21 protein-coding genes and 6 pseudogenes are annotated in these 21,621 nt (G+C 62.5%); 17 read left to right on the top strand and 10 right to left on the bottom strand.

Annotated features, from left to right (window positions below; genetic code table 11):
- Positions 1 to 33: 33 nt before the first annotated feature.
- Positions 34 to 533: pseudogene (locus tag OH764_RS26570) on the bottom strand (transposase); the annotation flags it as partial.
- Positions 534 to 860: 327 nt separating this feature from the next.
- Between OH764_RS26570 and OH764_RS26565 the strand changes: the two are divergent.
- A complete protein-coding gene (locus OH764_RS26565) occupies positions 861 to 1,946 on the top strand; it encodes an IS110 family RNA-guided transposase (RefSeq protein WP_498849122.1) in 1,086 nt (361 codons plus the stop codon).
- 16 nt (positions 1,947 to 1,962) lie between these two features.
- A pseudogene (locus OH764_RS26560) lies at positions 1,963 to 2,241 on the top strand (transposase); the annotation flags it as partial.
- A gap of 77 nt (positions 2,242 to 2,318) precedes the next feature.
- Here the strand turns inward: OH764_RS26560 and OH764_RS26555 are convergent.
- Entirely contained in the window at positions 2,319 to 3,017 is a 699-nt protein-coding gene (locus OH764_RS26555) for an IS6 family transposase (protein ID WP_498849158.1), read from the bottom strand.
- Between the two features lie 689 nt (positions 3,018 to 3,706).
- Positions 3,707 to 5,328, bottom strand: a pseudogene (gene groL / locus OH764_RS26550) (chaperonin GroEL).
- A gap of 439 nt (positions 5,329 to 5,767) precedes the next feature.
- Between groL and OH764_RS26545 the strand changes: the two are divergent.
- Positions 5,768 to 6,202, top strand: a complete 435-nt coding sequence (locus OH764_RS26545) for an Hsp20/alpha crystallin family protein (RefSeq protein ID WP_498849121.1) — start codon at positions 5,768 to 5,770, stop codon at positions 6,200 to 6,202.
- A gap of 123 nt (positions 6,203 to 6,325) precedes the next feature.
- Here OH764_RS26545 and OH764_RS26540 read toward each other — a convergent pair whose 3' ends face one another.
- The 3 genes from OH764_RS26540 to OH764_RS26530 all read right to left on the bottom strand — a co-directional run bounded on the left by OH764_RS26540 (position 6,326) and on the right by OH764_RS26530 (position 7,436).
- Positions 6,326 to 6,994 carry a nitroreductase family protein gene (locus tag OH764_RS26540; protein WP_498849120.1) on the bottom strand — a complete coding sequence of 223 codons (669 nt, stop codon included), beginning with the start codon at positions 6,992 to 6,994 and terminating at the stop codon, positions 6,326 to 6,328.
- A 92-nt stretch (positions 6,995 to 7,086) separates the two neighbouring features.
- On the bottom strand, positions 7,087 to 7,254 hold the full coding sequence (locus OH764_RS26535; protein ID WP_498849119.1) for a hypothetical protein: 168 nt from the start codon (positions 7,252 to 7,254) through the stop codon (positions 7,087 to 7,089).
- Entirely contained in the window at positions 7,218 to 7,436 is a 219-nt protein-coding gene (locus OH764_RS26530; protein ID WP_498851306.1) for a rhomboid family intramembrane serine protease, read from the bottom strand. The genes OH764_RS26535 and OH764_RS26530 overlap by 37 nt, the downstream gene beginning before the upstream one ends.
- On the opposite strand from OH764_RS26530, the gene OH764_RS26525 reads away from it, so the two are divergent.
- From OH764_RS26525 to OH764_RS26510, 4 genes and pseudogenes are all read left to right on the top strand, one after another.
- Complete coding sequence (locus OH764_RS26525; protein WP_498851346.1) at positions 7,330 to 7,596, top strand: hypothetical protein; 267 nt, start codon at positions 7,330 to 7,332, stop codon at positions 7,594 to 7,596. The two genes, OH764_RS26530 and OH764_RS26525, sit on opposite strands and share 107 nt — an antisense overlap.
- Before the next feature lie 49 nt (positions 7,597 to 7,645).
- Entirely contained in the window at positions 7,646 to 8,296 is a 651-nt protein-coding gene (locus OH764_RS26520; RefSeq protein ID WP_498849118.1) for a BON domain-containing protein, read from the top strand.
- A gap of 41 nt (positions 8,297 to 8,337) precedes the next feature.
- On the top strand, positions 8,338 to 8,577 hold the full coding sequence (locus OH764_RS26515) for a hypothetical protein (protein ID WP_498849117.1): 240 nt from the start codon (positions 8,338 to 8,340) through the stop codon (positions 8,575 to 8,577).
- A gap of 127 nt (positions 8,578 to 8,704) precedes the next feature.
- Positions 8,705 to 9,666 (top strand): annotated as a pseudogene (locus OH764_RS26510) (bifunctional enoyl-CoA hydratase/phosphate acetyltransferase).
- Positions 9,667 to 9,769: 103 nt separating this feature from the next.
- Here OH764_RS26510 and OH764_RS26505 read toward each other — a convergent pair.
- Complete coding sequence (locus tag OH764_RS26505) at positions 9,770 to 11,134, bottom strand: MBL fold metallo-hydrolase RNA specificity domain-containing protein (protein ID WP_498849116.1); 1,365 nt, start codon at positions 11,132 to 11,134, stop codon at positions 9,770 to 9,772.
- A gap of 288 nt (positions 11,135 to 11,422) precedes the next feature.
- On the opposite strand from OH764_RS26505, the gene OH764_RS26500 reads away from it, so the two are divergent.
- Positions 11,423 to 13,708 carry an FAD-dependent oxidoreductase gene (locus OH764_RS26500; RefSeq protein WP_498851305.1) on the top strand — a complete coding sequence of 762 codons (2,286 nt, stop codon included), beginning with the start codon at positions 11,423 to 11,425 and terminating at the stop codon, positions 13,706 to 13,708.
- Between the two features lie 221 nt (positions 13,709 to 13,929).
- Here the strand turns inward: OH764_RS26500 and OH764_RS26495 are convergent.
- A pseudogene (locus OH764_RS26495) lies at positions 13,930 to 14,948 on the bottom strand (LOG family protein).
- Positions 14,949 to 15,122: 174 nt separating this feature from the next.
- Here OH764_RS26495 and OH764_RS26490 point away from each other — a divergent pair.
- From OH764_RS26490 to OH764_RS26480, 3 genes are all read left to right on the top strand, one after another.
- Complete coding sequence (locus OH764_RS26490; protein WP_498849115.1) at positions 15,123 to 15,401, top strand: hypothetical protein; 279 nt, start codon at positions 15,123 to 15,125, stop codon at positions 15,399 to 15,401.
- 265 nt (positions 15,402 to 15,666) lie between these two features.
- Positions 15,667 to 16,074 (top strand): hypothetical protein, encoded by a 408-nt coding sequence (locus OH764_RS26485; RefSeq protein ID WP_498849114.1) that lies wholly within the window; start codon positions 15,667 to 15,669, stop codon positions 16,072 to 16,074.
- Between the two features lie 152 nt (positions 16,075 to 16,226).
- Positions 16,227 to 16,916 carry a CBS domain-containing protein gene (locus OH764_RS26480; protein WP_498849113.1) on the top strand — a complete coding sequence of 230 codons (690 nt, stop codon included), beginning with the start codon at positions 16,227 to 16,229 and terminating at the stop codon, positions 16,914 to 16,916.
- A 115-nt stretch (positions 16,917 to 17,031) separates the two neighbouring features.
- On the opposite strand, the gene OH764_RS26475 is transcribed toward OH764_RS26480, so the two are convergent.
- Complete coding sequence (locus OH764_RS26475; RefSeq protein ID WP_498849112.1) at positions 17,032 to 17,259, bottom strand: ATP-binding protein; 228 nt, start codon at positions 17,257 to 17,259, stop codon at positions 17,032 to 17,034.
- A gap of 106 nt (positions 17,260 to 17,365) precedes the next feature.
- On the opposite strand from OH764_RS26475, the gene OH764_RS26470 reads away from it, so the two are divergent.
- Both OH764_RS26470 and OH764_RS26465 read left to right on the top strand, forming a co-directional pair.
- Entirely contained in the window at positions 17,366 to 18,085 is a 720-nt protein-coding gene (locus tag OH764_RS26470) for an IS6 family transposase (RefSeq protein WP_498851303.1), read from the top strand.
- 151 nt (positions 18,086 to 18,236) lie between these two features.
- Positions 18,237 to 18,542 carry a hypothetical protein gene (locus tag OH764_RS26465; protein WP_498849111.1) on the top strand — a complete coding sequence of 102 codons (306 nt, stop codon included), beginning with the start codon at positions 18,237 to 18,239 and terminating at the stop codon, positions 18,540 to 18,542.
- A gap of 102 nt (positions 18,543 to 18,644) precedes the next feature.
- On the opposite strand, the pseudogene OH764_RS26460 reads toward OH764_RS26465, so the two are convergent.
- Positions 18,645 to 18,734: pseudogene (locus tag OH764_RS26460) on the bottom strand (transposase); the annotation flags it as partial.
- A 282-nt stretch (positions 18,735 to 19,016) separates the two neighbouring features.
- Between OH764_RS26460 and gmtX the strand changes: the two are divergent.
- From gmtX to OH764_RS26440, 4 genes are all read left to right on the top strand, one after another.
- Positions 19,017 to 19,184 carry a gamma-mobile-trio protein GmtX gene (gmtX, locus tag OH764_RS26455; protein ID WP_498849110.1) on the top strand — a complete coding sequence of 56 codons (168 nt, stop codon included), beginning with the start codon at positions 19,017 to 19,019 and terminating at the stop codon, positions 19,182 to 19,184.
- 177 nt (positions 19,185 to 19,361) lie between these two features.
- Positions 19,362 to 20,492, top strand: a complete 1,131-nt coding sequence (locus OH764_RS26450; protein WP_498848679.1) for an IS110 family RNA-guided transposase — start codon at positions 19,362 to 19,364, stop codon at positions 20,490 to 20,492.
- A 494-nt stretch (positions 20,493 to 20,986) separates the two neighbouring features.
- A complete protein-coding gene (locus tag OH764_RS26445; RefSeq protein WP_498849109.1) occupies positions 20,987 to 21,223 on the top strand; it encodes a type II toxin-antitoxin system Phd/YefM family antitoxin in 237 nt (78 codons plus the stop codon).
- On the top strand, positions 21,223 to 21,600 hold the full coding sequence (locus OH764_RS26440; RefSeq protein ID WP_498849108.1) for a type II toxin-antitoxin system VapC family toxin: 378 nt from the start codon (positions 21,223 to 21,225) through the stop codon (positions 21,598 to 21,600). Before OH764_RS26445 ends, OH764_RS26440 begins: the two co-directional genes overlap by 1 nt.
- Positions 21,601 to 21,621 lie beyond the last annotated feature (21 nt).

Below are 21,621 nucleotides of genomic sequence, written 5' to 3'. Positions count from 1 at the left end.
CCATTGCGCCATCCTGGCTTCAGGATAGGCGCAGCCCGCCAGTCGACTCTGCACATAATTCTTTAATCTATCGTTCTTGGTCAGTCTGGAAGCTTTCGGACGTTCCGCGGCCCGCTCAGCTTTCCAGTGAGCAACAGTCGCCCTGTATATCAATGTGCCGCTACGGGTTGCAGCATTACGGCGCAACTCGCGCGAGATGGTCGAAGGTGAGCGCTGCAGTCTTCGCGCGATCTCACGGATCCCGCAATCCTGCGCCCGTAGCAGCGCAATTTCCTCGCGTTCAGAAAAAGACAGATAAGGCGCAGTGCCCGGCGTCAGCTCGATCGGCGGCATTCCGCCTCCATCACGAAACCATCTTGGCCCCAAAGGTTGGGACACGCCACACACGCGCGCCGCAGCCTCGCTCTCCATGCCTTGCGCGACACAAGTCCAGAACGCTCGCTTTGTCTCTCGCTGATTGACACCTGGCCTGCCGGGCGATTGCATTATGGTCTTCCTGTCTGTTCCGAACCCCAACCCTGTGGTCGTCCCATTTGACACCTCCTTTAGGAGATGTTGCAACGACCCGTTGAATCCGCCATGGGTACCAGATGTTTCCGGGCAGTCTGCGCTTTGCAACGGGGGCTTTCAGGAGAGGTCTGCTGCCGTAGAGCGTTCCGGGCGACCTGACCCACATTCCGATCGACTCAATGTCTTTCCCTGGACCTGTCGGTCGTCCGGAACCGCCGAACGGCGAGGTTTCGCCTCGTCGATACGTGTGACTCAAGAAGGGCCTGACGCCCTGTCACTTTACTGTCTTGTCCAGGTACTCGATGCCGGTGAAATCGCCCATACCCCATCGGCAACCGGAGCAAGGCTGTATGAAAGAAGAACAGGCTACTGCTGGCCATCGCAGCATCGTGGGCGGCGTTGATACGCATAAGGATCTGCATTTCGCGGCTGTCGTTGACGAACATGATCGCGTGCTTGGCAGTGAATGCTTCCCAACCACGCGGCATGGCTACAAGCAGATGTTGCTTTGGATGCGCTCATTTGGTGAGCTTGTCCGGGTCGGCGTCGAGTGCACCGGGACCTACGGCGCGGGCTTACTCCGCTACCTACAGCAGGCCCATGTAACCGTGCTGGAGGTCACCGCGCCGGACAAGAGCGACCGGCGCAAACGTGGCAAGGACGATACGCTGGATGCCTGCAACGCGGCTCACGCTGCCTTTGCCGGTGTGCGTACGGTCACGCCAAAGACGCGCGATGGCATGATTGAATCGCTGCGCGTTCTGAAAGTCTGCCGGAAGACGGCCATTTCGGCTCGCCGCGTCGCCTTGCAGCTGATCCACAATACCATCGTCTGCGCGCCTGACGAGTTACGCGAACCGCTACGCGCGATGACCCGCATGCAGCTCATCCGCACATTGGCCGCGTGGCGTCCCGATCTGTCCGACTATCGGAACCTGACCTCTGCTTACCGGATTACGCTGAAGTCACTGGGACGTAGGTATCTGGAGTTGCACGACGAGATCGCCGACCTCGACGTCATGATAGCGGCCCTCGTTGACGAACTCGCCCCCGATCTCGTCTCCCGCAATTCGATTGGCTATGAGTCCGCTTCGCAGCTGTTGCTGACCGCTGGCGACAACAGCGACCGGCTTCAGTCAGGGGCCAGCTTCGCCGCTCTTTGTGGTGTAAGCCCCGTGCCGGCGTCTTCCGGTAAGGTGACGCGACATCGGCTCAATCGCGGTGGCGACCGCGCAGCTAACAGCGCCTTGCACATCATCGCCATCGGTCGGTTGAGAACCGACGCTCGTACGAAGGCGTACGTCGACAAACGCGTCAGCGAGGGGCATTCAAAACTCGAAGCGATCCGCTGCCTCAAGCGCTATATCGCCCGCGAAGTCTATTACATCATTCGAAAGAGAAACCGCCAGATAGCGCAGGTCCAAATTACGCCTTGATCTTTAGAAGGGCGTCCAGGGGTGCCAATACACGTCCATTGCCTTCGGCCGCCGCTGCCGCGAGGCTGGCGTGCGCCCGTCCATGGGCAGCGCTGGCGACTGCTTTGACAACGCCATGTGCGAAGCCTTCTTCGCCACACCTGAATGTGAATTGCTTGCGCGCTCGCACTTCGCCACGCATGAACAGGCGCGGCGCGAGATCTTTCACTTCCTGGAGGCGTTGTACAACCCGTTTCGCCTTCATAGCGGGCTTGGCTATCGCTCGCCGATCATTTACGAGCAGTTGCATGCAGCACAAAGCCCACCTCATCCGCATGGGTTTTGTCGCGGTAAGAGCACGATGCGAACAAACGGCAGTTTAAGTAGGACTGCTTATGCCGCCAGTGAGTAGAACTGCTCGGCACGAGTGTATCCGAGGCCACGGACTTGCATTTGGCCCTTGGCGATCATATGCATGAGCTCGATGCCGCTCAACAGGATCCGGGCGCACCGAAAATTCTTGAAGCCAAGCATAGGCCGCGTGCGTCGCTTGATCGCCCGATGATCTTGCTCGACAACATTGTTCAGATACTTGTTCTGGCGAATCCTGATCGGTGCTTGCCGCTCCTCGTTGAGAGCATCCAGCGCGGCCAGGTTCGCACCGCTTTTATCGATTGTCACCGTCTCGGGTTCGCCGTTTTGCTCGATTGACTTTTCGAAGTAGCGCCGCGCCGCGGCCTTGTCGCGATGGGCACGCAGCAGAAAATCCACCGTGTTACCCTCTTTGTCGACTGCGCGGTACAGATACTTCCACTGGCCTCGGACCTTGATATACGTTTCATCCATTCGCCAGCTCCGGCCGACGGCTTTCTTGTGGCGGCGGAAGGCCTTCTCCAGGACCGGCAACACCTTGATGGCCCAGCGGTGCACAGTTGAATGGTCGACCGAGATTCCGCGTTCCGCCATCATCTCTTCCAGGTGTCGAAGGCTCAGCGGATACGCCACATACCAGCGCACGCACGTCAGGATCACGTCGAGTGGATAGTGCAAACGCTTGAGCACTCGTGCCAAGGCTGGATTGAGAGTCGTCATCAAGCGTCCAATCGTTCGTATTGTCAGAGTGCATGATACCCGGCGCTTACTGCGACAAAGCCTCGCCGCTTCCCTCAGTTGCCCAGCCGCGGTCTGTACGGGCGTCGGCAGCTCATTCAGCGCGAGCATGGTGTCCGCGCCGTCCAGCCGTCTGCGAAGCTCGATCACGAGATCGATGACGCTGGCGTCGCCCACCCGGCGGCGATTGCTTTGTCTGGAACTCACCATGGAGCAGTCGACGAGGCGATCAATCTTGCGGAAGTAGGCTTGGGAAGCTACTCGATGCCTGGCATACAGCGAGGCAACATTGGACTTTGAAAGACAGTCTGATGATCTTGTACGCGAAGCGGCCGGCGAGATACACGACCGGGATATGTGTTTCGATCCTGAAGATCCTGCCCGCCGGGTGACGGTATGTGCTTGGCCTGCGCAGGGCCGCGTCGAGCCCGCGCACGCGGCGCCGCGCGGCGCGCACAAGGTTTGCAACGTGCTGGATGCGCTGAGCCGTCGCGCGTGCGTGGCGTGCGCAACGCACGCGCATTGGCTTCGATTTCATGTTGACTCGAACGGGAGTAGCGCCTTGCCGCATCGAAACCGAACAGCGTATCGCACATGGCGCGAGGCATCGCGACGACGGCCGCAGCATGTTCGTCACGAGAGGCGCCGTCCGAGGCGGAGCGGCGCCAGGCTCATACGAACTCCCGGGGCAACGCGCCGCGCCCCGCCGCGCCGTTGCGTTCCGGCGGCGGGCGGACGATCATGCAGTCGGTCGTGAGCAGCAGCGAGGCGACGGAGATCGCATTCTGCAGTGCCGTGCGCGCGACCTTGACCGGATCGACGATGCCGCGCTCGATCATGTCGCCGAATTCCGCGTGAGCGGCGTCGTAGCCGAACGCACCGTCGGCCTCGGCCACCGCATGCACGATGGCCTGCGCGTCCGCGCCGGCATTCTGCGCGATCTGGCGTAACGGCGCGGCAAGCGCATCGTGCACAATCTTTGTTCCGATTGTCTGTTGCTGCGTTTCACCGTGTTGCGCGAGTACACGGCGCGCGCGCAGCAGGGCGACGCCACCACCGGGCACGAATCCCTCTTCGACGGCGGCACGGGTCGAATGCAGCGCGTCCTCGAAGCGATTCTTGCGTTCGCGCAGCGCGGTTTCGGTCGCCGCGCCTACGCGGATGACTGCGACGCCGCCCGCCAGCTTGGCGAGGCGCCGGTTGAGCGCATCGCGCTCGTGCGTGTCGGAGATCGTCTCGAGCCGTGTTTTCAGCCCCGCGATCCGTTCGGCGATGTGCGTGTGATCGCCGTGACCCGCCACGATCGTGGTTGTGTCGCGGGAGACTTCGATGCGCCGCGCAGCGCCCAGGTCGTCTAGGGTGGCGTTCTCCAGGGTGCGCCCTGTCTGTGCCGAGATGACCTTGGCGCCCGTGAGCGCGGCGAGATCCGCGAGCTGTTCGGTGCGGCTCGCGCCGAAACCGGGTGAACGGATCGCGCAGGATCTGAACGTGCCGCGCAGATGATTGACGACGAGCGTAGCGAGCGCCTCACCTTCGATCTCGTTCGCAATGACGAGAAGGGGCTTGCCCGTTCCCATCACGGCTTCGAGGACCGGCAGCAATTGCGCGATCGACGACACGTTCATGTCGCAAAGCAGGACTCGTGGGTCGTCGAGTACGACGTCGCGGTGATCCGCATCTACGAAGAGCGGCGAGACGAAGCCGCGGTCGAGCAGCGAACCGTCGACTGTCTCCAGTTCATCGTCGAGTTTCGAGCCATCTTCGATGCTGATCGCGCCTTCCTTGCCGACGCGCTCGACGGCCTGCGCCACCAGCGTGCCGATGCTGACATCTCCGTTCGCGGAAATCGTCGCGATCTGGCGCATTTCGTCGGCTGACGCGCACGGGCGCGCAAGCCGGTGCAACTCCGCGACGACCTGCTTGCCGGCGTCTTCGATCGCGCGCTTGAGCGCCATCGGATCGTAACCTGCGGTCACGCATTTGTTGCCCTCGACGACGATGGCCTGCGCGAGCGTGGTGGCGGTGGTCGTGCCGTCGCCAGCCACTTCGCTCGTGCGTGTGGCGACCTCGCGCAGCAGCTGGGCGCCCATTTCCTCATAGGGATCGGTCAGGTCGACAGCACCCGCGACAATCACGCCCGAGTTTGCAACGACCGGCGCACCGGGCGGGCGCTCGACGATCACGTTGCGGCCTCCGGGCCAAGGGTGACTTTCACGGCCTCGGCAAGTGCATTCACACCGTTCAGCAGCAATTGCCGCGCGTCCTGGTGAAATACGAGTGTTTCATGCGACACGGCAGACCTCCACAAGGTGAGGCGGCCGGCATCTGCGTCGGCTGGCCGCCGGGATCGTGAGCGTATTTAAGCCAATGCGTAGGGTTGCCGGATTGATCTGTATCAACGACGCCGGGGCGGCGGAAGAAGTCGCGCAGCGCGCGGCGCATGAGACTCGGGTGGCCCGCAGCGGCATGCCGATGTGTCCAGCCGCGCTTGACGTGGATCAACGACGCAATGTGGCGCGCGGCTACGCTGAAGGTGCGGTTTCAAGGTGCGGGACGACGACGCGCGAGTGCTCTACCCATCACTGGGGTGCAAGGGCTGCTCGCGCGGTGACACAGCCGCAACAGCGAAATTGTCGCACCAGGGGTTTGTGGCGCCGCGGCGATGCGGCGAACCCGCTTCGGGCCGACCAACAGGGCCATCTTGTGGCCTGCTTATCTGAAGGAGAGAGGCAATGAGCAATCTGACGCGTTTTGATCCGCTTTCGCTGGATCCTGTTTCGGAAATGTTTCAGGGGTTTTTCCGGCCGATGCGATCGATGCTGACGACGCAGGACAACGAACTCGCGTCGATGAAGATCGACGTGACGGAAAACGACGGAGCTTATTCGGTGAAAGCCGAGTTGCCCGGTGTGGACAAGAAGGACATTGACGTACAGATCGATGGGCGCATCGTGTCGATCAACGCGAAGGTCGAGCGCAACAAGGAGGAAAAGGAAGGCGAGCGCGTGGTTCGGCGCGAGCGCTATGCCGGCACCTTCAGCCGCTCGTTCGCGCTTGGGGGCGAAGTAGACGAGGGCAACTCGAAAGCCGAATACAAGGACGGTGTGTTGTCGCTGAGCCTGCCGAAAAAGACTTCGGGCGATCACAAGCGTTTGACCGTCAACTAAGGCGGGGAGAGCGCGAAGAGGGCGCGCCGCATGCGGCGCGCTTTTTTTATGCCAATGCCACGAAGCCCGGTGTTGGAATGGAGAAGATCGCCGGAACTCGCTGCGGCAGGCGTCTGGTTTGTCTCAGTCGGCCAAAGACGTGAGCGTTGTGCCGAGCGCGCCGACGGTCTGCGCGAGGATCGGCAGTTCGTCTTCGTTCAGTCGCAGCGCGTCGCTCAGCAGACGGTGATTGATCCAGCTGCGCACGACGCTACCAAGCCCCTGCGACGCACAATACATCGCGACGTTTTGCGCCATCGCGCCCGCCGCGACAGCGGAGAAGATATCGCGCTGCTGCGGTGGCATCTCGAGCAGGCGCGACATGTTGACCACGTACACGAGGTCCAGCGGAGCCGCGCCGACGAAATCCTGATAACCGGTCAGATTGCGCGCGTCGGTTGCATGCTTGAGCACGAGCCGGTGCGACGGCGGATCGTAGCGATAGACGCCGTTGGGCAGCACCGCATAGAGGTCGATTTCGTTGAAGGCATGCGCCGACGGCGCCGTGCGGCCACCGGTAGCAGGACGATTGACGCCGTTGGCGGCCCACAGCAGTGCGCCGAGCGTGGTGAGCCCAAGCGGCGCGTCGGAAAATTCACGTGTGCTGGCGCGCAGCGCAAGCGCCCTCATCAGCGGCGCGCCGGAGAACATGTCGGGCATCGGCAATTCGATGAAAGAGGGGGATTCCCCCTGAGCGTGGGACGGCGCGCGACCGGGCGCGGGTTCATAGGTCAGCAGTTGCACGTCGGACATGGTCGATTCCTCCGGGGAGCAGACGATGCGTTCGCTGGTTTGCCGATGCATCGTTTTCAACATACCGGTGAGCTGGCGCTCTGCGTTTGACTTCAGTCAAACGCATCGTGACGCGGCTTGCGCAGCCAATACCACATCATCGTGATCGCGCCCAGCATGCCGCCGAGGTGCGCGAAATGCGCGACGCCGGGCTCTTCGCCCGATACCCCCAGCAGCACTTCGGTCAGCGCGTACGCGGTCGCGTACAGCCTTGCGGGCATCGGGACGGGTGGGAGAACAGCAGGACCAGCCACCGTCGAGGAAAAAGCAGCGCGTAGGCGATGAGCACGCCGAATATGCAGGCCGACGCGCCGACGGTCGGGTACGCGTCGCCGCGCAAAGCGATGGCGGTCAGAAGCTGGATGAGCCCACCGCAGATGACGCTCGTGGCGCGGAGCTTCAGCAGTCTGGCAGCGCCGAGCGCACGCTCCACCGCGCTAATAATCGACACAACAGCGCGACAAAAGAGCGGCCACGCCCGAATCAGATTACAGGCGGCAATCCACGCGCAGTTGATCTGCATCAGGGTCGCCGCGCCGCTGCGGGACGAATCTTTCTGGTGATGGCGCGAGCCACGATTCGTCAAAAGCATGCACTGCAAGGAGTGGCGTCATGAAAACCGACTGGCAGTTGAAAAGGGACGTCGCGGATGAACTCGAGTGGGATCCGGCCGTCACCGCGACGGATATCGGCGTGGAGGTAACGAACGGTGTCGTGACGCTTTCCGGCCATCCACCGAGCTTTGCGGAGAAACTCGCGGCGGAAAAGGCGGCGCAGCGCGTGGCCGGCGTGAAGGGCGTGGCAGTGGACATGCAGGTCCGCTTGCCGAAAAAGGACGAACATACTGACGAGGACCTGGCTAGCGCGGTCCGCGCGATTTTGCACTGGAGCGTCGCTGCGCCCGACGATGCGGTGAAGATCCAGGTAGAAAAGGGCTGGGTCACGCTGACGGGCGCGGTGGATTGGGCCTATCAGCGCCATATCATCGCGCGCGCTGTCGGCCACATGCGTGGCGTACGAGGCCTCACGACCGCTATCGAGGTGCACCGCAAGATCGGGTCAGACGAGATCGGCAAAAACATCGAACAGGCGATGCGGCGTCACGCCGAGCGCGAAATCAAGCATATCGGTATCGACGTGAAGGACGGCACGGTCACCCTGACGGGCAAGGTGGGCTCCTACGCAGAACGCAAGCTTGCGCGCGGCGTCGCGTGGAGCACGCCCGGTGTGTGTGCGGTGGTCGACGATCTCGTCGTCGAATGATGTGCGGCGGGCGCTAATCGGGAAAAGACAAGGAGTCTCTCATGACCTTATCGGCAAACGTGCAGGAGGGAACCTGGTCCGTGAGTGTAAAGACTGATGCGGCCCAGGATGGCGGATACCAGGCGACGATCGATGTCCGGCATACGTCGGCGGAGGGCGATTTCAATCATTCGTTCCGTCATGCAAAGGCGTTTGCAACGGAGCGGGAAGCGGTGCTCGAGGGGCTGCGCGAAGGCATGACATGGATCGCGCTGAAGTCGACGCACACCATCACGGTCTGATGTGAGGCATGAGGGATGAAATTCGCGCGATGACTGCCACGCTTCCCTCCTGAAATGGACGATATTGCTCACATGCCCGCCGAAGAGCAAGCCCGTCAGCCCGCGACACCGGAACTCCCGGTTACGCCTGCTCGCACCGCGCGTGGCCGACAGGCTTCCCGCCCTGCTGCGCGGCGCGAGCGGCGAACCGTCGGCGCTTGAACAACTGGCGCGCGCCTCGGGTCCGCTGCGCGTGGCCGTCGTGCATCCGTGCGACGCACTGAGTCTCGAAGGCATGCTGGCGGCGCGAACGCGGTCCGGTGCGGGTCTCATTACGCCGTTGATCGTGGCGCCGCGCGCAAAGCTCGAAGCGCTGGCGCGTACGCTTGGCGTCGATCTCGAACGCTTCGAGATCGAAGATGTGGCACACAGTCATGCCGCCGCGGCCGACGCGCTGATGAAAGGCAGCCTGCACACCGACGAACTGATGAGCGCGGTGCTCGCGCCAGGCTCGGAACTGCTCACGGATAAACGCCTGTCGCACTGTTTCCTCGTCGAGACACACGCGTATGAGCGTCCGTTCATCATCACCGACGTTGCCGTCAACATCGCCCCAGATCTGGAGCAGAAGCAGGCGATTGCGCAGAACGCGATCTACCTTGCCCATGCGCTCGGTGTCGCACACGCGCGCGTCGCGGTGCTGTGCGCGGTCGAAACGGTCAATCCGCGTATGCCGTCGACCATCGACGCCGCGGCGCTTGCCAAAATGTCCGATCGCGGTCAGTTGACGGGTGCGACGGTCGACGGCCCGCTCACCTTCGATAGCGCCGTTTCCATGCGCGCGGCGCGGATCAAGGCAATCGACTCGCCCGTCGCGGGACATGCGGACTCCTGCTTGTGCCCGACCTCGAAGCCGGCAACATGCTGGTCGAGCAGATGGAGTTTCTCGGCGGCGCGGCGAGCGCCGGCCTCGTGGTGGGCGCTCGCGTCCCTGTCATCCTGACGAGCCGCGCGGATAGTCTCGCCGCGCGCGTCAATTCATGCGCGCTCCCGGCTGCGGTTGCGGTGCGCGCTCGCGGCTCCATGTGCGGCTGCTGGACAAAGGGTTGATCGACGCAGGTCATGGCACGGCGACCGCGGGCCAGCGGTTATCTCCGGTGCACAGCGCAACAAACCTGCCGCGCCCGACCCTGGCAATTGACCGCTGAACGCTTTACAAGTCTCCGAGATCGGCAGTTTGCAGGTAAGTGGGGACTTCGCAGGACCAGCCGAGTGTCTCCGTGATGCGCCGCCGCATCGCATCGGCCGCCGTGGGCTCGCCGTGGGTGACGAAGGTGCGGGTGGGTGGGTCGGTCAGGCTCGACAACCAGCTCAGCAGCTCGCGGTAATCGGCATGCGCGGATAGCGAGGAGATCGATTCAACGTTCGCGCGCACGCGCACATATTCGCCGAACAACTTGATGGACGGCTCGTGGGCGGCTAGCGCGGCGCCACGCGTTCCTGCCGCCTGATAGCCGACGAGCGCGATGGTGTTGCGCGGATCGGACGCATACAGCCGCAGATGATGCAGCACACGCCCGCCGGTGGCCATCCCACTGCCGGCGATGATCACCATCGGGCCGTTGTGCGACGCAATTGCCTTTGATTCGTCGACACTCCTGACCATGATCGCGGCCTTGTCGATCGTGGCCGCCTCGGAGATCGTCAGCCGATGTTCCGCCAGATGCTTGCGATACACCTCCGTCACGCTGGTCGCCATCGGACTGTCCAGATAGACGGGCACGTGCGCCATGCGCCCGGTCTCCTTCAGTTTCGCGATGTAGTAGAGAATCTCCTGCGCGCGTCCGACGGCGAAGCACGGCATCACCACCACGCCGCCTTTGGCAAAAGTCCGGCTGAAGATGCGTTCGAGTTCGTCCTCGGGATTCGAGTCCGCATGCAAACGGTCGCCATAGGTCGATTCGACGACGAGGTAATCCGCATGCGCGAGCGGGGTGGGCGCGCGCATGATCGGATCGTCGGGGCGGCCCACGTCGCCGGAAAACGCCAGCACCTTGTGATTGCGGCACATGATGACGCTCGCCGCCCCGAGGATGTGTCCCGAGGACAGGAAACGGAAGCACAGCCCATGCGGCAACTCGACCGGCGTATCGAAGCGCCGTGGCGCCATCAGGTGCAGCGCTCGCTGTGCGTCCTCGAGGGTGTAGAGCGGCAACGCCGGCTGATGCTTCGAGAACCCGTGCCGGTTCGCGAAAGCCGCTTCCTCCTCCTGAAGTCTTGCGCTGTCGGGCAGCATGATCTCGCAAAGCGCGGCGGTGCCCGGCGTGCAATACACCGGACCGCGAAAGCCGTTCCTGACCAGCAGCGGCAGGTAGCCGCTGTGATCGATGTGAGCGTGAGTCAGGATCACCGCGTCGATCGAATCGGCCGGCACCAGCAGCGGGGCCCAGTTGCGAAGCCGCAGATTTTTCACCCCCTGAAACAAACCGCAATCCACGAGGATGCGCAAGCCGGGTTCTTCGAGCAGGTACTTCGAACCGGTGACGGTCTCGCTTGCACCGAGAAAGGTCAGTTTCATGGCTTCTCCATTGAGCTGCGACATTTGCCCGCATGGCCTGATTTGATCGCAGGCGTGCCGCGGCCTCTTGACGTGGATCATGAGTCGTGCAAGGGCCGACGCTACAGTGAAGTCGTTGCTTACGTTTATGGTCCGGATCCGCGGGGCGGACGGCCCGCAACGCCGAACTTCATATTCATTCACTGTTGATGGGATGAGCCGATGAACGACGCGCGCCGTATCGACTGGCGGCACGAAACTACGAATCGGCCGGTGGGGAGCGAGTGCATGGCGCGACCGTCGACGGCTATCGACACCTACGATTTCCTCCTGGCCGGCGGCGGCGCGGCCAGTGTCGCGGCGGGCCGCGCGTTGCGCAGGGAAAGCTCCGACGCCCGTATCGCATTGCTGTGCGCGGAGGCGGCGCTGCCGTACTCGCGACCGCCATTGACCAAGGAGTTTCTGAGCGGCGCCCTCAGCGGCCCTCAACTGGCCCTGCATCCGACCGAGTTCTACGAAGCCCATCGCATCGACGTGCTGATCGGCGCGCGAGCCGTGCGCGTCGAGCCCAGCCGGCATGTGGTCACACTCTCCGGCGGGCGGCTGCTCGGCTACGGCAAGCTGTTGATTGCGACCGGTGCATCGCCGCGCCGCCTCTGCCTGCCGGGACACGATTTGCGGGGAATCCGGTTCATCCACGATATCGCCGACGCGGCGGCACTGCGCGAGGCGGCTGCATCGGCGCGGCGCGCGGTGGTGCTCGGCGCGGGCTTCGTCGGGATCGAAGTCGCGGGTGCGCTGCGCGCGGCCGGGGCGGAGGTCACGCTGATCGAGCGCGAGGCGCGCGTGATGCCGCAACTGCACGCCGACGGGCTGTCCTCGTGGTTTGCCGAGCGCTGTGCGCAGCATGGCATCCGGACCTTGACTGGCTGCACGGTCACCCGTTTTCTCGGCGACACGCATGTCACGGGGGTGCTCACGGAGACCGGCAAGACGATCGGTTGCGAACTCGTCGTCGTGGCGATCGGTGTGGCGCCCAATTCCGAGTTCCTGGAAGACAGCGGCATTGCACTGGACGACGGCGTGCTGGTAGACGAATGCCTGCGCACGTCCGACCCCGACATCTACGCGGCCGGTGACGTCGCGAACTTTTTCGATCCCGTGTTCGCCATCAGACGGCGCATCGAGCACTGGGACAATGCGTCGCGGCAAGGCAGGCTGGCCGCGCGCAACATGCTGGGCAACGGGATACCGTATCGCGACGTGTCGATCTTCTACGGCAGCGCGTTCGGCATCCCTTATACGTTCATGGGCGACGCCGAGCCGGAGTGCGAAACGATCGAGCGTGGCACACCCTCCGATGGCGCGTGGTCCGTGCTTTATCTGCGAAACAACGTATTGAGAGCGGTGTTTTCCGCAGGTCGCGGCGCGGAGGAAATTGCCGCCGCCGAAGAGCTCATTCGTCACCGCGTTGGTCTGCACGCGGCGCACGCGCAGCTCCCGGACGTGCATTTTCCGCTGACGAGTCTGCCCACGCAGACCGCGCTGATCCTGCAAGGCGGCGGCGCGCTCGGGGCCTTCGAATGTGGTGCGATCCAGGCGCTCGAGGAGCGGGGCGTGCGTCCGGATGTGATTTCGGCCGTTTCTATCGGCGCATTCAACGGCGCGATCGTGGCGAGCCATCCCGGCTGCGCGTCGGAGCCTTTGAAGCAGTTCTGGCGCGATCTTTCCATCCCGCTGCCGATGCCCGCAGCCGCCTCGCTGCACGAGATGCTCATGCTCTCGTACACGCTCTGGCTAGGCGTGCCGAATTTCCTGCGGCCACGCTGGTGGAACGGCGAACTCGGGGCGAATGCGCTGGCTCCATGGTGGACGAGCTATTACGATCCCGCCGGCATCAAGGCGCTGATTCGCCGCTATGTCGATTTTGATTCGCTGGCTGCCAGCCCGACCCGGCTGCTGATCGGCGCAGTCGACGTGGAGAGCGGCGAACAGAGGATCTTCGACAGCTATGTGGACCGCTTGACGCCCGAGCATCTGCTCGCGAGCGGAAGCCTTCCGCCCGCGATGCCGTGGACCACGATCGACGGGCGTGCGTATTGGGACGGCGGTATCGTCAGCAATTCACCACTGGAGCTCGTGATCGAGCGATGTGGACGCCTCGGCGGTCGGGTGTTCGCGCTCGACCTTTTTTCCGGCGGACGGCCGATGCCGGCGAATCTGGTCGAGGTGATGCGGCGACGCGATGAGCTCGTCTATACCGATCGCACTCGTAGCGACCTGCGCTTCGAAGAGTACGCGAACGACTTCAGCGATCTCGTGCTCGAGCTGATGCAGGAAGTCGATCCAGGCACCGCGAGACGCCTTAGCCAGCGGCCCAGCTATATCCGCTTGATGGGCAATCGCGCGCCGATCCATGTGTCGCGGATCTCGTTGCGCGACGCATTGCCGTTTGCCGCGGATTTCGATTTTTCGGCCGCGACCATCGAGGCGCTGCAAGAGCGCGGGCGCGAGGCCGCGCGCACGGTCCTGGAGCAATCGGCTGTCAAGGAAGACGATGCATCGCGATTGCATGAAGCAGCACAGGCTCGGTGATTGACTTCGGTCAAGGACATCGGACTCGTGCACGCCTGTGTACGTAAGAGCGCGCGCGCGGCCGAATCGTGAAGGCACGCAGGAGCGTGAAGAGACCTTTGCGCCGCGCGTTGGACCCGGGGCGTGAAGGCGGTCGTCGATCGTCTGGTGATCGTCTGAGAGCCGGACCGAAGGGCTCGCGCGGCGTGCTTCGCGAGAAAGCGCCGCGCCAACAGGCATGCTCACCGATCCGCTCGATGCTTCTCGTGCCAGGCGACGATCGCCGACCAGATTTCCCCGGCCGTTTCGCTGAACAAAAAGAGCTCCGTGTCTTCCGGCGAAATCATGCCTTCAGCGACCATGAAGGCGAAATCGATCGCGCGCCGCCAGTATGACTCGCCGACCAGCACGACGGGCAGTGGTCTGATCTTCTTCGTTTGGAGCAGGGTCAGCACTTCGAACAGTTCGTCGCAGGTGCCGAAACCGCCGGGAAAGAAGACGGCCGCCTGCGCGCGCTCCAGCAGATGAAGCTTGCGGATCGCGAAGTAGTGAAGCCTGAAGCACAGGTCGGGCGTGATATACGGATTCGGCTGCTGCTCGTGGGGCAACGCGATGTTCAGACCAATGCTTGGCGCGCGGCGATCGTAGGCGCCACGATTCGCCGCTTCCATGACGCCGGGGCCGCCGCCGGTGACGATCGCAAGCGACGAAAGCGTGCCTGTACGTCGCGCGCTGCCGACGATTCGGCCCAGTTCGCGGGCGGCGGCATAGTACCGGCTCAGTTCGAGCAGATGCTGCGAGACTTGCAGCGCTTGCTGGTTCGCGCGTGCATCAGGCCGCTCCTGCAGCGCGCGTCGTGCGTCCCTAACCCGTCGGCGCGCGTTGCCGGGCTCCGGAATTCGGGTGCTGCCGTACACGACGATCGTGTGACGAATCTCGTGCCGCTGCAGGCTTTCTTCCGTTTTCCAGTAGTCGAGTTGCAGGCGGATGCCGCACATTTCCGGTCTGCGCAGGAAGCCGAGGTCTTCGTCCGCCTGTAGATAGGTCGGGTTTTCGACGAGGCGGCGCACACGCGGCGGCAGCGCAGGGGTTGCCGGTCCGGCGCCGCCCGCGAGGTGGCGCGCGGGCCGCTTCGCCCCGACCCGGGTGGGCGCGTTGAGGCGCTGTGCGTCGTTCGACGAAGGACGGTTGTCGGCGTCGGGCATGAGACCCAGCGCGGGGCGACTGTGTGCGCCTGCCATGAATTTCTCCATACTGGAATGGGTTCTACCTTACGGTCGAGGCACCCTGTCGCGTTGATCCACATCAAGCAGGCGAGAGCGGAGGTACGCTTTGATGTGGAAGGGATCAGACGTCACCGCCGCGACGGATCAAACCGCGCGCGATGATAGATGCCGCACGGGGCGCCGCGAGGCCGGCGCGAGTGGAGGGGGCGATGAATCAATTCGACATATTCAATGGCGATGCCGATGGCATCTGTGCGCTGCACCAGCTGCGGCTCGCCCAACCCGCCGACGCGATCCTGATTTCCGGCGCCAAGCGCGAAGTGACGCTGTTGCGTCACGCGCACGCTCAGATGCGCGATCGTGTGAGCGTGCTCGATATTTCGCTCGACTCGAACCGCGATTCGCTCACTGCCCTACTCGATCGGGGGGGGAGATCGAATATTTCGACCATCGTTTTCCCGGCCTTGTCCCCGAACACGCGCTGTTGACGACGCACATCGATACGTCACCCGATGTGTGCACAGGGCTGATCGTGGATCGCCATCTGCAAGGCCGGCACAGGCCATGGGCGGTGCCGGCCTATGGCGACAACTTGCATCACGCGGCGCATCGGGCCGCCGCAGACTGTGCGATGAGCTCTTCCGACGAGCAGAAGTTGCCCGGGCTCGGCATGGCGATCAACTACAACGCCTATGGGGACAACAGCGCCGGCAGCCATTCCGGAGCCCGTTGGAGTTCATTGCCTCGACTGGTGTGCTTCGCAAACTCGAAACGCTGCGCGCCGAAGACATCGACCATGCTCATCGACTCGCGGCAATCCAGAGACTCGCGAGCGGGACGCTGCATATTCTTCCCGATGCGGCTTGGGCACGACGAGTACGTGGCGAATTCGCCAATCTCATTGCGCGGCGCGAGCCGGCGCGGGCGCACGCGGTGCTGACGACTCGCAGCGACGGCCGATACATGGCGCGCGTCAGGGCTCCGCTGGAGCGCCCACAAGGCGCCGACGTCCTCTGCAGGAGGTTCGGTGGCAACGGCCGGGTCGGCGCCGCTGGAATCGAGGGCCTGGAACCTGGACGGCTCGACGAATTCATGGCGGCCTTCAGCGTCGCGTTTCGCCAGGTTTCCGCAGAGACGGGAGGCGCCATCGCACGGGATTGACGCAGGTCAACCATGTTCCGAAGGCGGCAACCAATCATGTCGTCCAATGCGATCGGCCCGCTAACGCGTCGTTTGACCCGTATCAAATGCGCTTCCTCGCGCCAGCCTAGACTCATGTGCAACAAGGCCCCCTCTCGAAACGGAGACTTACCATGCAAGCCTCGGACATCATGACCACTCAGGTTGTTTCAATCGCACCGGACAGCTCGGTCTACGACGCAGCCAGGCTGCTCGCCGACAACAGGGTCAGCGGCATGCCCGTCGTCGACGAGACGGGGGACGTCATCGGCATCGTCAGCGAGGGCGATCTGCTCAGGCGTGTCGAAACCGGTACGGAAAACCCGCGCCGCTCCTGGCTCGCCGAATTCCTCGCACCCACCCGTCAGCTCGCGGTCGAATATCTGAAGGAACACTCGATTAAGGTACGCGACGTCATGAGCACACCCGCGGTCACAGTCGACGAAGCCGCGCCGCTCACCGAGGTCGCCGAACTGCTCGGACGCAAGCACATCAAGCGCTTGCCCGTGCTGCGCAAGGGCAGGCTTGCTGGCATCGTCAGCAGGTCCAACCTCGTGCGCGCGCTCGCGAGTTGCGCTCCGGCGCAGCTCGATACGCAACCTTCGGACGAGCAGATCCGCCAGGCCATCGCGAAAGAACTGGACGGCCATCGCTGGGCCATGGCCGCCGACGGTCTGATAGTCACCGAGGGCGTCGTTCATTGCTGGGGTGTGGTGCGCTCCGAGGAAGAGCGCAAGGCGATCCTCGCCGCCGCCGCGCGAGTGCCGGGCGTGAAGGACGTGACGGATCATCTGGAATATCCGGTCGTTTTCACGCCGATGTGACGGGCGCGTTGTGAGGGCGGTGAGCGCGGCGACGACGGTGCGACCGGTGTCCACTGTGCCGCACACGAAGCGCACAAAGCGCCCACACAGCGCCCGCAAAGCGCAAGCCGACGCGCTAGCGTGTCGGCTCCGGCGGACCCGGGACAGATTTCCCGGTGGACGCTTCGACGGCGTCAGGCGGCAGCGAAACCGTGGGTGCGAAGCCGTGATCCGGCGCGGTCCGGATCTGCAGGTCACCGCGCAAGGTCCCAGCGCGCTCGCGAATTCCCAGCAGACCGAACGAGTCCACCGTGGGTCGCTGATCCGGCGTGCGGCCGCAGCCGTTGTCTGTAATGCGAACCACGCAGTACGGTTCCTCGCGCACGATTTCAAGCACCACGTCGGTTGCTGGTTTTGTCGCATTAACGCGGTCAAGTAAAATTCGTCGACCGCAACGCATGACAAGCATGATGGCAAAGACGAAGACGCCGCGCAAGACGCTGCCCGCTGGCATTAGCGAGGTACTGAAGCGGCTGCACTATGCGCTGGACGTGATCGTGCTGTGCGTCCGGTGGTACGTGGCGTACTCACTGAGCCTACGCAACCTTGAGGAAATGATGGCCGAGCGGGGCATCGATGTGGATCATTCCAGCGTGCACCGGTGGGTTATCAAGCTGCTTCCGGTGTTTGAAAAAGCATTCCGCAAACGCAAACGGCCTGTCGGCAAGAGCTGGCGTGTCGATGAGACCTACGTCAAGGTGAAAGGCCAATGGAAATATTTGTACCGTGCCGTCGACAAGGCGGGCAATACGGTGGATTTCCTGCTGCGCGCCCATCGTGATAAGGCCGCCGCTCGCCGCTACTTCGAGAAGGCAATTGAACAGAACGGCGAGCCCGAGACGATTACCTTGGACAAGAGCGGCGCGAATCTGGCTGCGCTTGAAGCGCTCAATGCCGAGCGTTCAACGCCGATCAAGGTTCGGCAAAACAAATACCTGAACAACGTCGTCGAGCAGGATCACCGTGCCATCAAACGCATCATCAAACCGATGATGGGATTCAAGGATTTTCGCTGTGCACGCATCATCCTGTCGGGCATAGAGATCGCGCACATGATCCGCAAGGGGCAGATGCGTGACGATGGCGCCGCATCGACTGCAGCCGAACAATTCTATTCTCTCGTGATGTAAGCAATCCTCTTCATCTCAGGCTCCTAATCGTCTCATCGCCCTTAACGCGACACAACCGCATTCTGCGGGGTCTGCGCGACCGTCTCGAAGCTCATCATCCACCGTCCACGACGAAGTCATCTTCGCGGCGGCCGAGCTGTCCGACCGGTACATGAGTGGTCGTTTCCTGCCCGACAAGGCGGTCGACCTGATCGATCAGGTTTGCGCGCGCGTGCATCTGGCGGCTACCTCGCGGCCGGCGGAAATCCGCGAGCTGGAGGCGAGCGTCGCACAGCTGAAGCGCGAGCGCGAGGATGCGGCCACGCTCAGCAGTTCGAGCGGGCGAGCCAGTTCGAAAGGCAGGTCGACTCGAAGAGCAGGGAGCTCGAAGCCGCGACCGACGCGCGCAAAGAGCGCGTCGCATCGAGCAGCGCAGAGGTCCGCGTCGAGCACGTCGCGCAGATCGTCGCGAGCCTGACAGCCGTCGATAGAAACCGCCCAGTGCTGTGTCCGTCTTGCCAATCGTGACGGCAGCGAGACGCAGCGAAGCAGCAGCCTTGCTGGATGAGCGACGCGTTTTGGAGGACAGCACTTTGCCGCCGGAAATCTTGTTGCCCGGCGCCAGACACAGCCACGATGTGAAGTGTTTCACCGTCGGCCAGCGCGACATGTCGGTGCCACATTCGGCGACCAGTTTCAGCGGCACTGTCAGGTTGATGGGGCGGCGGTAGAATGAAGTGATGAAGAAAGCGAAATCGCTTTATCACGGTCACCGCTTACTCCAGGAGCGCTTTGTCGCATGGCATGGTTGGACTGTCCATGCCGCATTCTCATAAGTCTATCTGGTAAGGATACGTACGTTTGCGCTGGGCAGATAGTCTACAGACGTCAACTTGACAAGGCCGTTCTGGGCGATACGCCGCAGGAACCGCCTTCCGTTGTAGGTAATGGAGTGGAACTGACCGCGCAAGAGAAAAAGGCTCTTGCGTCGGCTATATCCGACAAGACGATGGACCATTGGGCCTGGAAGACCTGCAAACTCGGCCGCGTGCTGACGGACAGCGGTCAGGTGGTGTTTCCGGTCGAGTTCGCGTCTGCCATCCGCAAAATCCTCGCTTAGCCACGGCTCCAAATATGAGAGTCATATCTGCGGACTACGGCCCTGTATAAGACACTATGACTTTCCGTGAGGCAGAGGCTGGCCCGCCGTGAGGAATCAGACGCGGGTTAGCATTTCTGCCAGAGCCGCATGGTGTGGACAGCGCCACACCTGGCGATTTCCGGCACGGAGGCCAGCATGGAAAACGATAGCACGGTGTACGTGGGACTGGATGTTCACAAGGAGTCGATCACGGTCGCCTATGCGCTCGGCGCGGGCGAGGTCGAACTGCCCGGCAAGACCGGTACGACGAAGACGGATATCGATCGCCTGTGCAAGCGTCTTCAATCGAAAGCGCGACACGTACGCGTCGTCTATGAGGCAGGGCCATGTGGCTACGGGCTTTACCGCCAACTGGTCCAGAAGGGATTCGACTGCATGGTGTGCGCACCGTCACTGATTCCAAGGAAACCCGGCGAGCGCGTCAAGACGGACCGGCGCGATGCGGTCAAGCTTGTGCGGTCCCTACGGGCTGGCGACCTGTCAGCTGTACACGTGCCGACCGTCGAGGACGAGGCATTTCGCGATCTCGCCCGTGCATGGATGACTGCCAAAGACGATCTGAGGCAGGCGCGGCAGCGGCTGAAGTCGTTTCTGCTTGCACACGATGTACGCTATAGCGGTCACGCCGACTGGGGACCTGCCCACCGACACTGGGTGAGCCAGTATGCGTTCGGCAGCGAATGGCAACAATTCGCGTTTGAGGAACTTCGGCGCACGATTGAAGATCGGCTCGCGCAATGCCAGCGTGTTGAAGGTGCCTTGCGTGAGGCAGTGACAAACTGGCGGTTCTATCCGGCAGTCCTGGGCCTGCAGGCCATGCGCGGTGTGCAGTTCACCACGGCCGTTGGAATGCTTGCCGAACTCGGAGATCTGTCGCGCTTTCAACATCCGCGTCAATTGATGGCGTGGCTCGGCGTCACCCCGTCAGAACACTCATCGGGTGACAAGCGACGGCAGGGAAGCATCACCAAGACCGGCAATAGCTATGCAAGAAAGTTGCTCGTCGAGGCTGCCTGGAGTTACCGGCACCCGGCACGCGTAAGTCCCGACATTCAGCGTCGACATGAAGGCATTCCGAAGGCGATCATCGATCGTGCCTGGGACGCGCAGGTTCGACTGTGTCGCCGATACCGGAGACTCTCCGCGCGTGGTAAGCATGCCAATACCACGGTCGTGGCCGTCGCCCGTGAACTGTCGGGTTTCATCTGGGACATCGGGCGCCTGGCGATGTCGCTCGCGTTACCCAGTAACAGACCGACAACCTGATTACACGATGGAGATCACCCCATAGATCCACGAGTTTCCTGAAGGCGGCGTAGCCCGGCTACTCGAGTAACCCGCGGCACAACCCCGCAACCGATATCACCCGGACTTGCGACTTAAGAATGCGGCAGGCTCATGAGACGGTCCACTGTAATGCGGTAACCAACCCGCGGATATCAGCATGATCCACCGTCGAGACTTACTGCTACGTCGCCCTCAGGAAATTCATTCGCGTGGAGAGCGCTGGACACCCTACATTCCGATTGACATGGAAAGTCATATCGGTTGTGATATCAGGCACTTATAAAAACGCATCTCGATCATGTACCACCGTATCTCAACGTTACATCACGCGAAATGCGAGAAGCCGTAGCTTTGTTCGATGACGCTTCTGAGGCGTAGGTCTCAAGCCGCATCTGCCGTATGCCGATACAACGAAGGATATTGACCCGTGGACCCACATGGACTAACATGGACTTAGTCCACTAGGAGCAGTTATGCAGACGGTCAATATTCATGAAGCGAAGACGCAGTTTTCGCGCTTGGTCGATGCCGCAGCCAGCGGCGAGGAAATCGTCATCGCCAAAGCCGGCAAGCCGGCCGCCCGCCTGGTGCCGATGGAGCGTGCGAAGGTCACGCGGCGTTTCGGTGGACTCAAGGGCAAGGTTCACATTGGGGATGACTTCAATGCACCGCTTCCCGATGATGTGATCGCGGCATTCGAGGGCCGTTGATGCGCCTGCTTCTCGATACACACGTTTACCTCTGGGCGGTCACGGATGACCGCAAGCTGACCAAAGCGGCGCGCAAGCTGATCTTGGAGGCCGACGAAGTCTATGTAAGTAGCGCAAGCATCTGGGAGGCTTCAATCAAGGCCAGTCTCGGCAAACTTGAGGCCGACGTGGATCTGCTTGTCTCGGAGATTGAAAGAAGCGGCTTCATTGAACTGCCGGTGCGGGCCGTTCACGCCGCGCTGGTTCGCAATCTGCCTGACATTCACCGTGATCCGTTTGACCGACTTCTGGTTGCGCAGGCACTGTCGGAGCCGTTGCGGCTGGTGACTTCGGACGGACATCTGTCGAAGTACACAGATCTGGTTATTGCTGTGTAGGAAAAGGCGCTTACATGGAGG

Origin of the sequence: Burkholderia sp. M6-3, from assembly GCF_050858985.1 — a bacterium.
GTDB classification, from domain to species: Bacteria; Pseudomonadota; Gammaproteobacteria; order Burkholderiales; family Burkholderiaceae; genus Paraburkholderia; species Paraburkholderia caledonica.
This window is presented reverse-complemented; position numbering and strand designations above follow the sequence as displayed.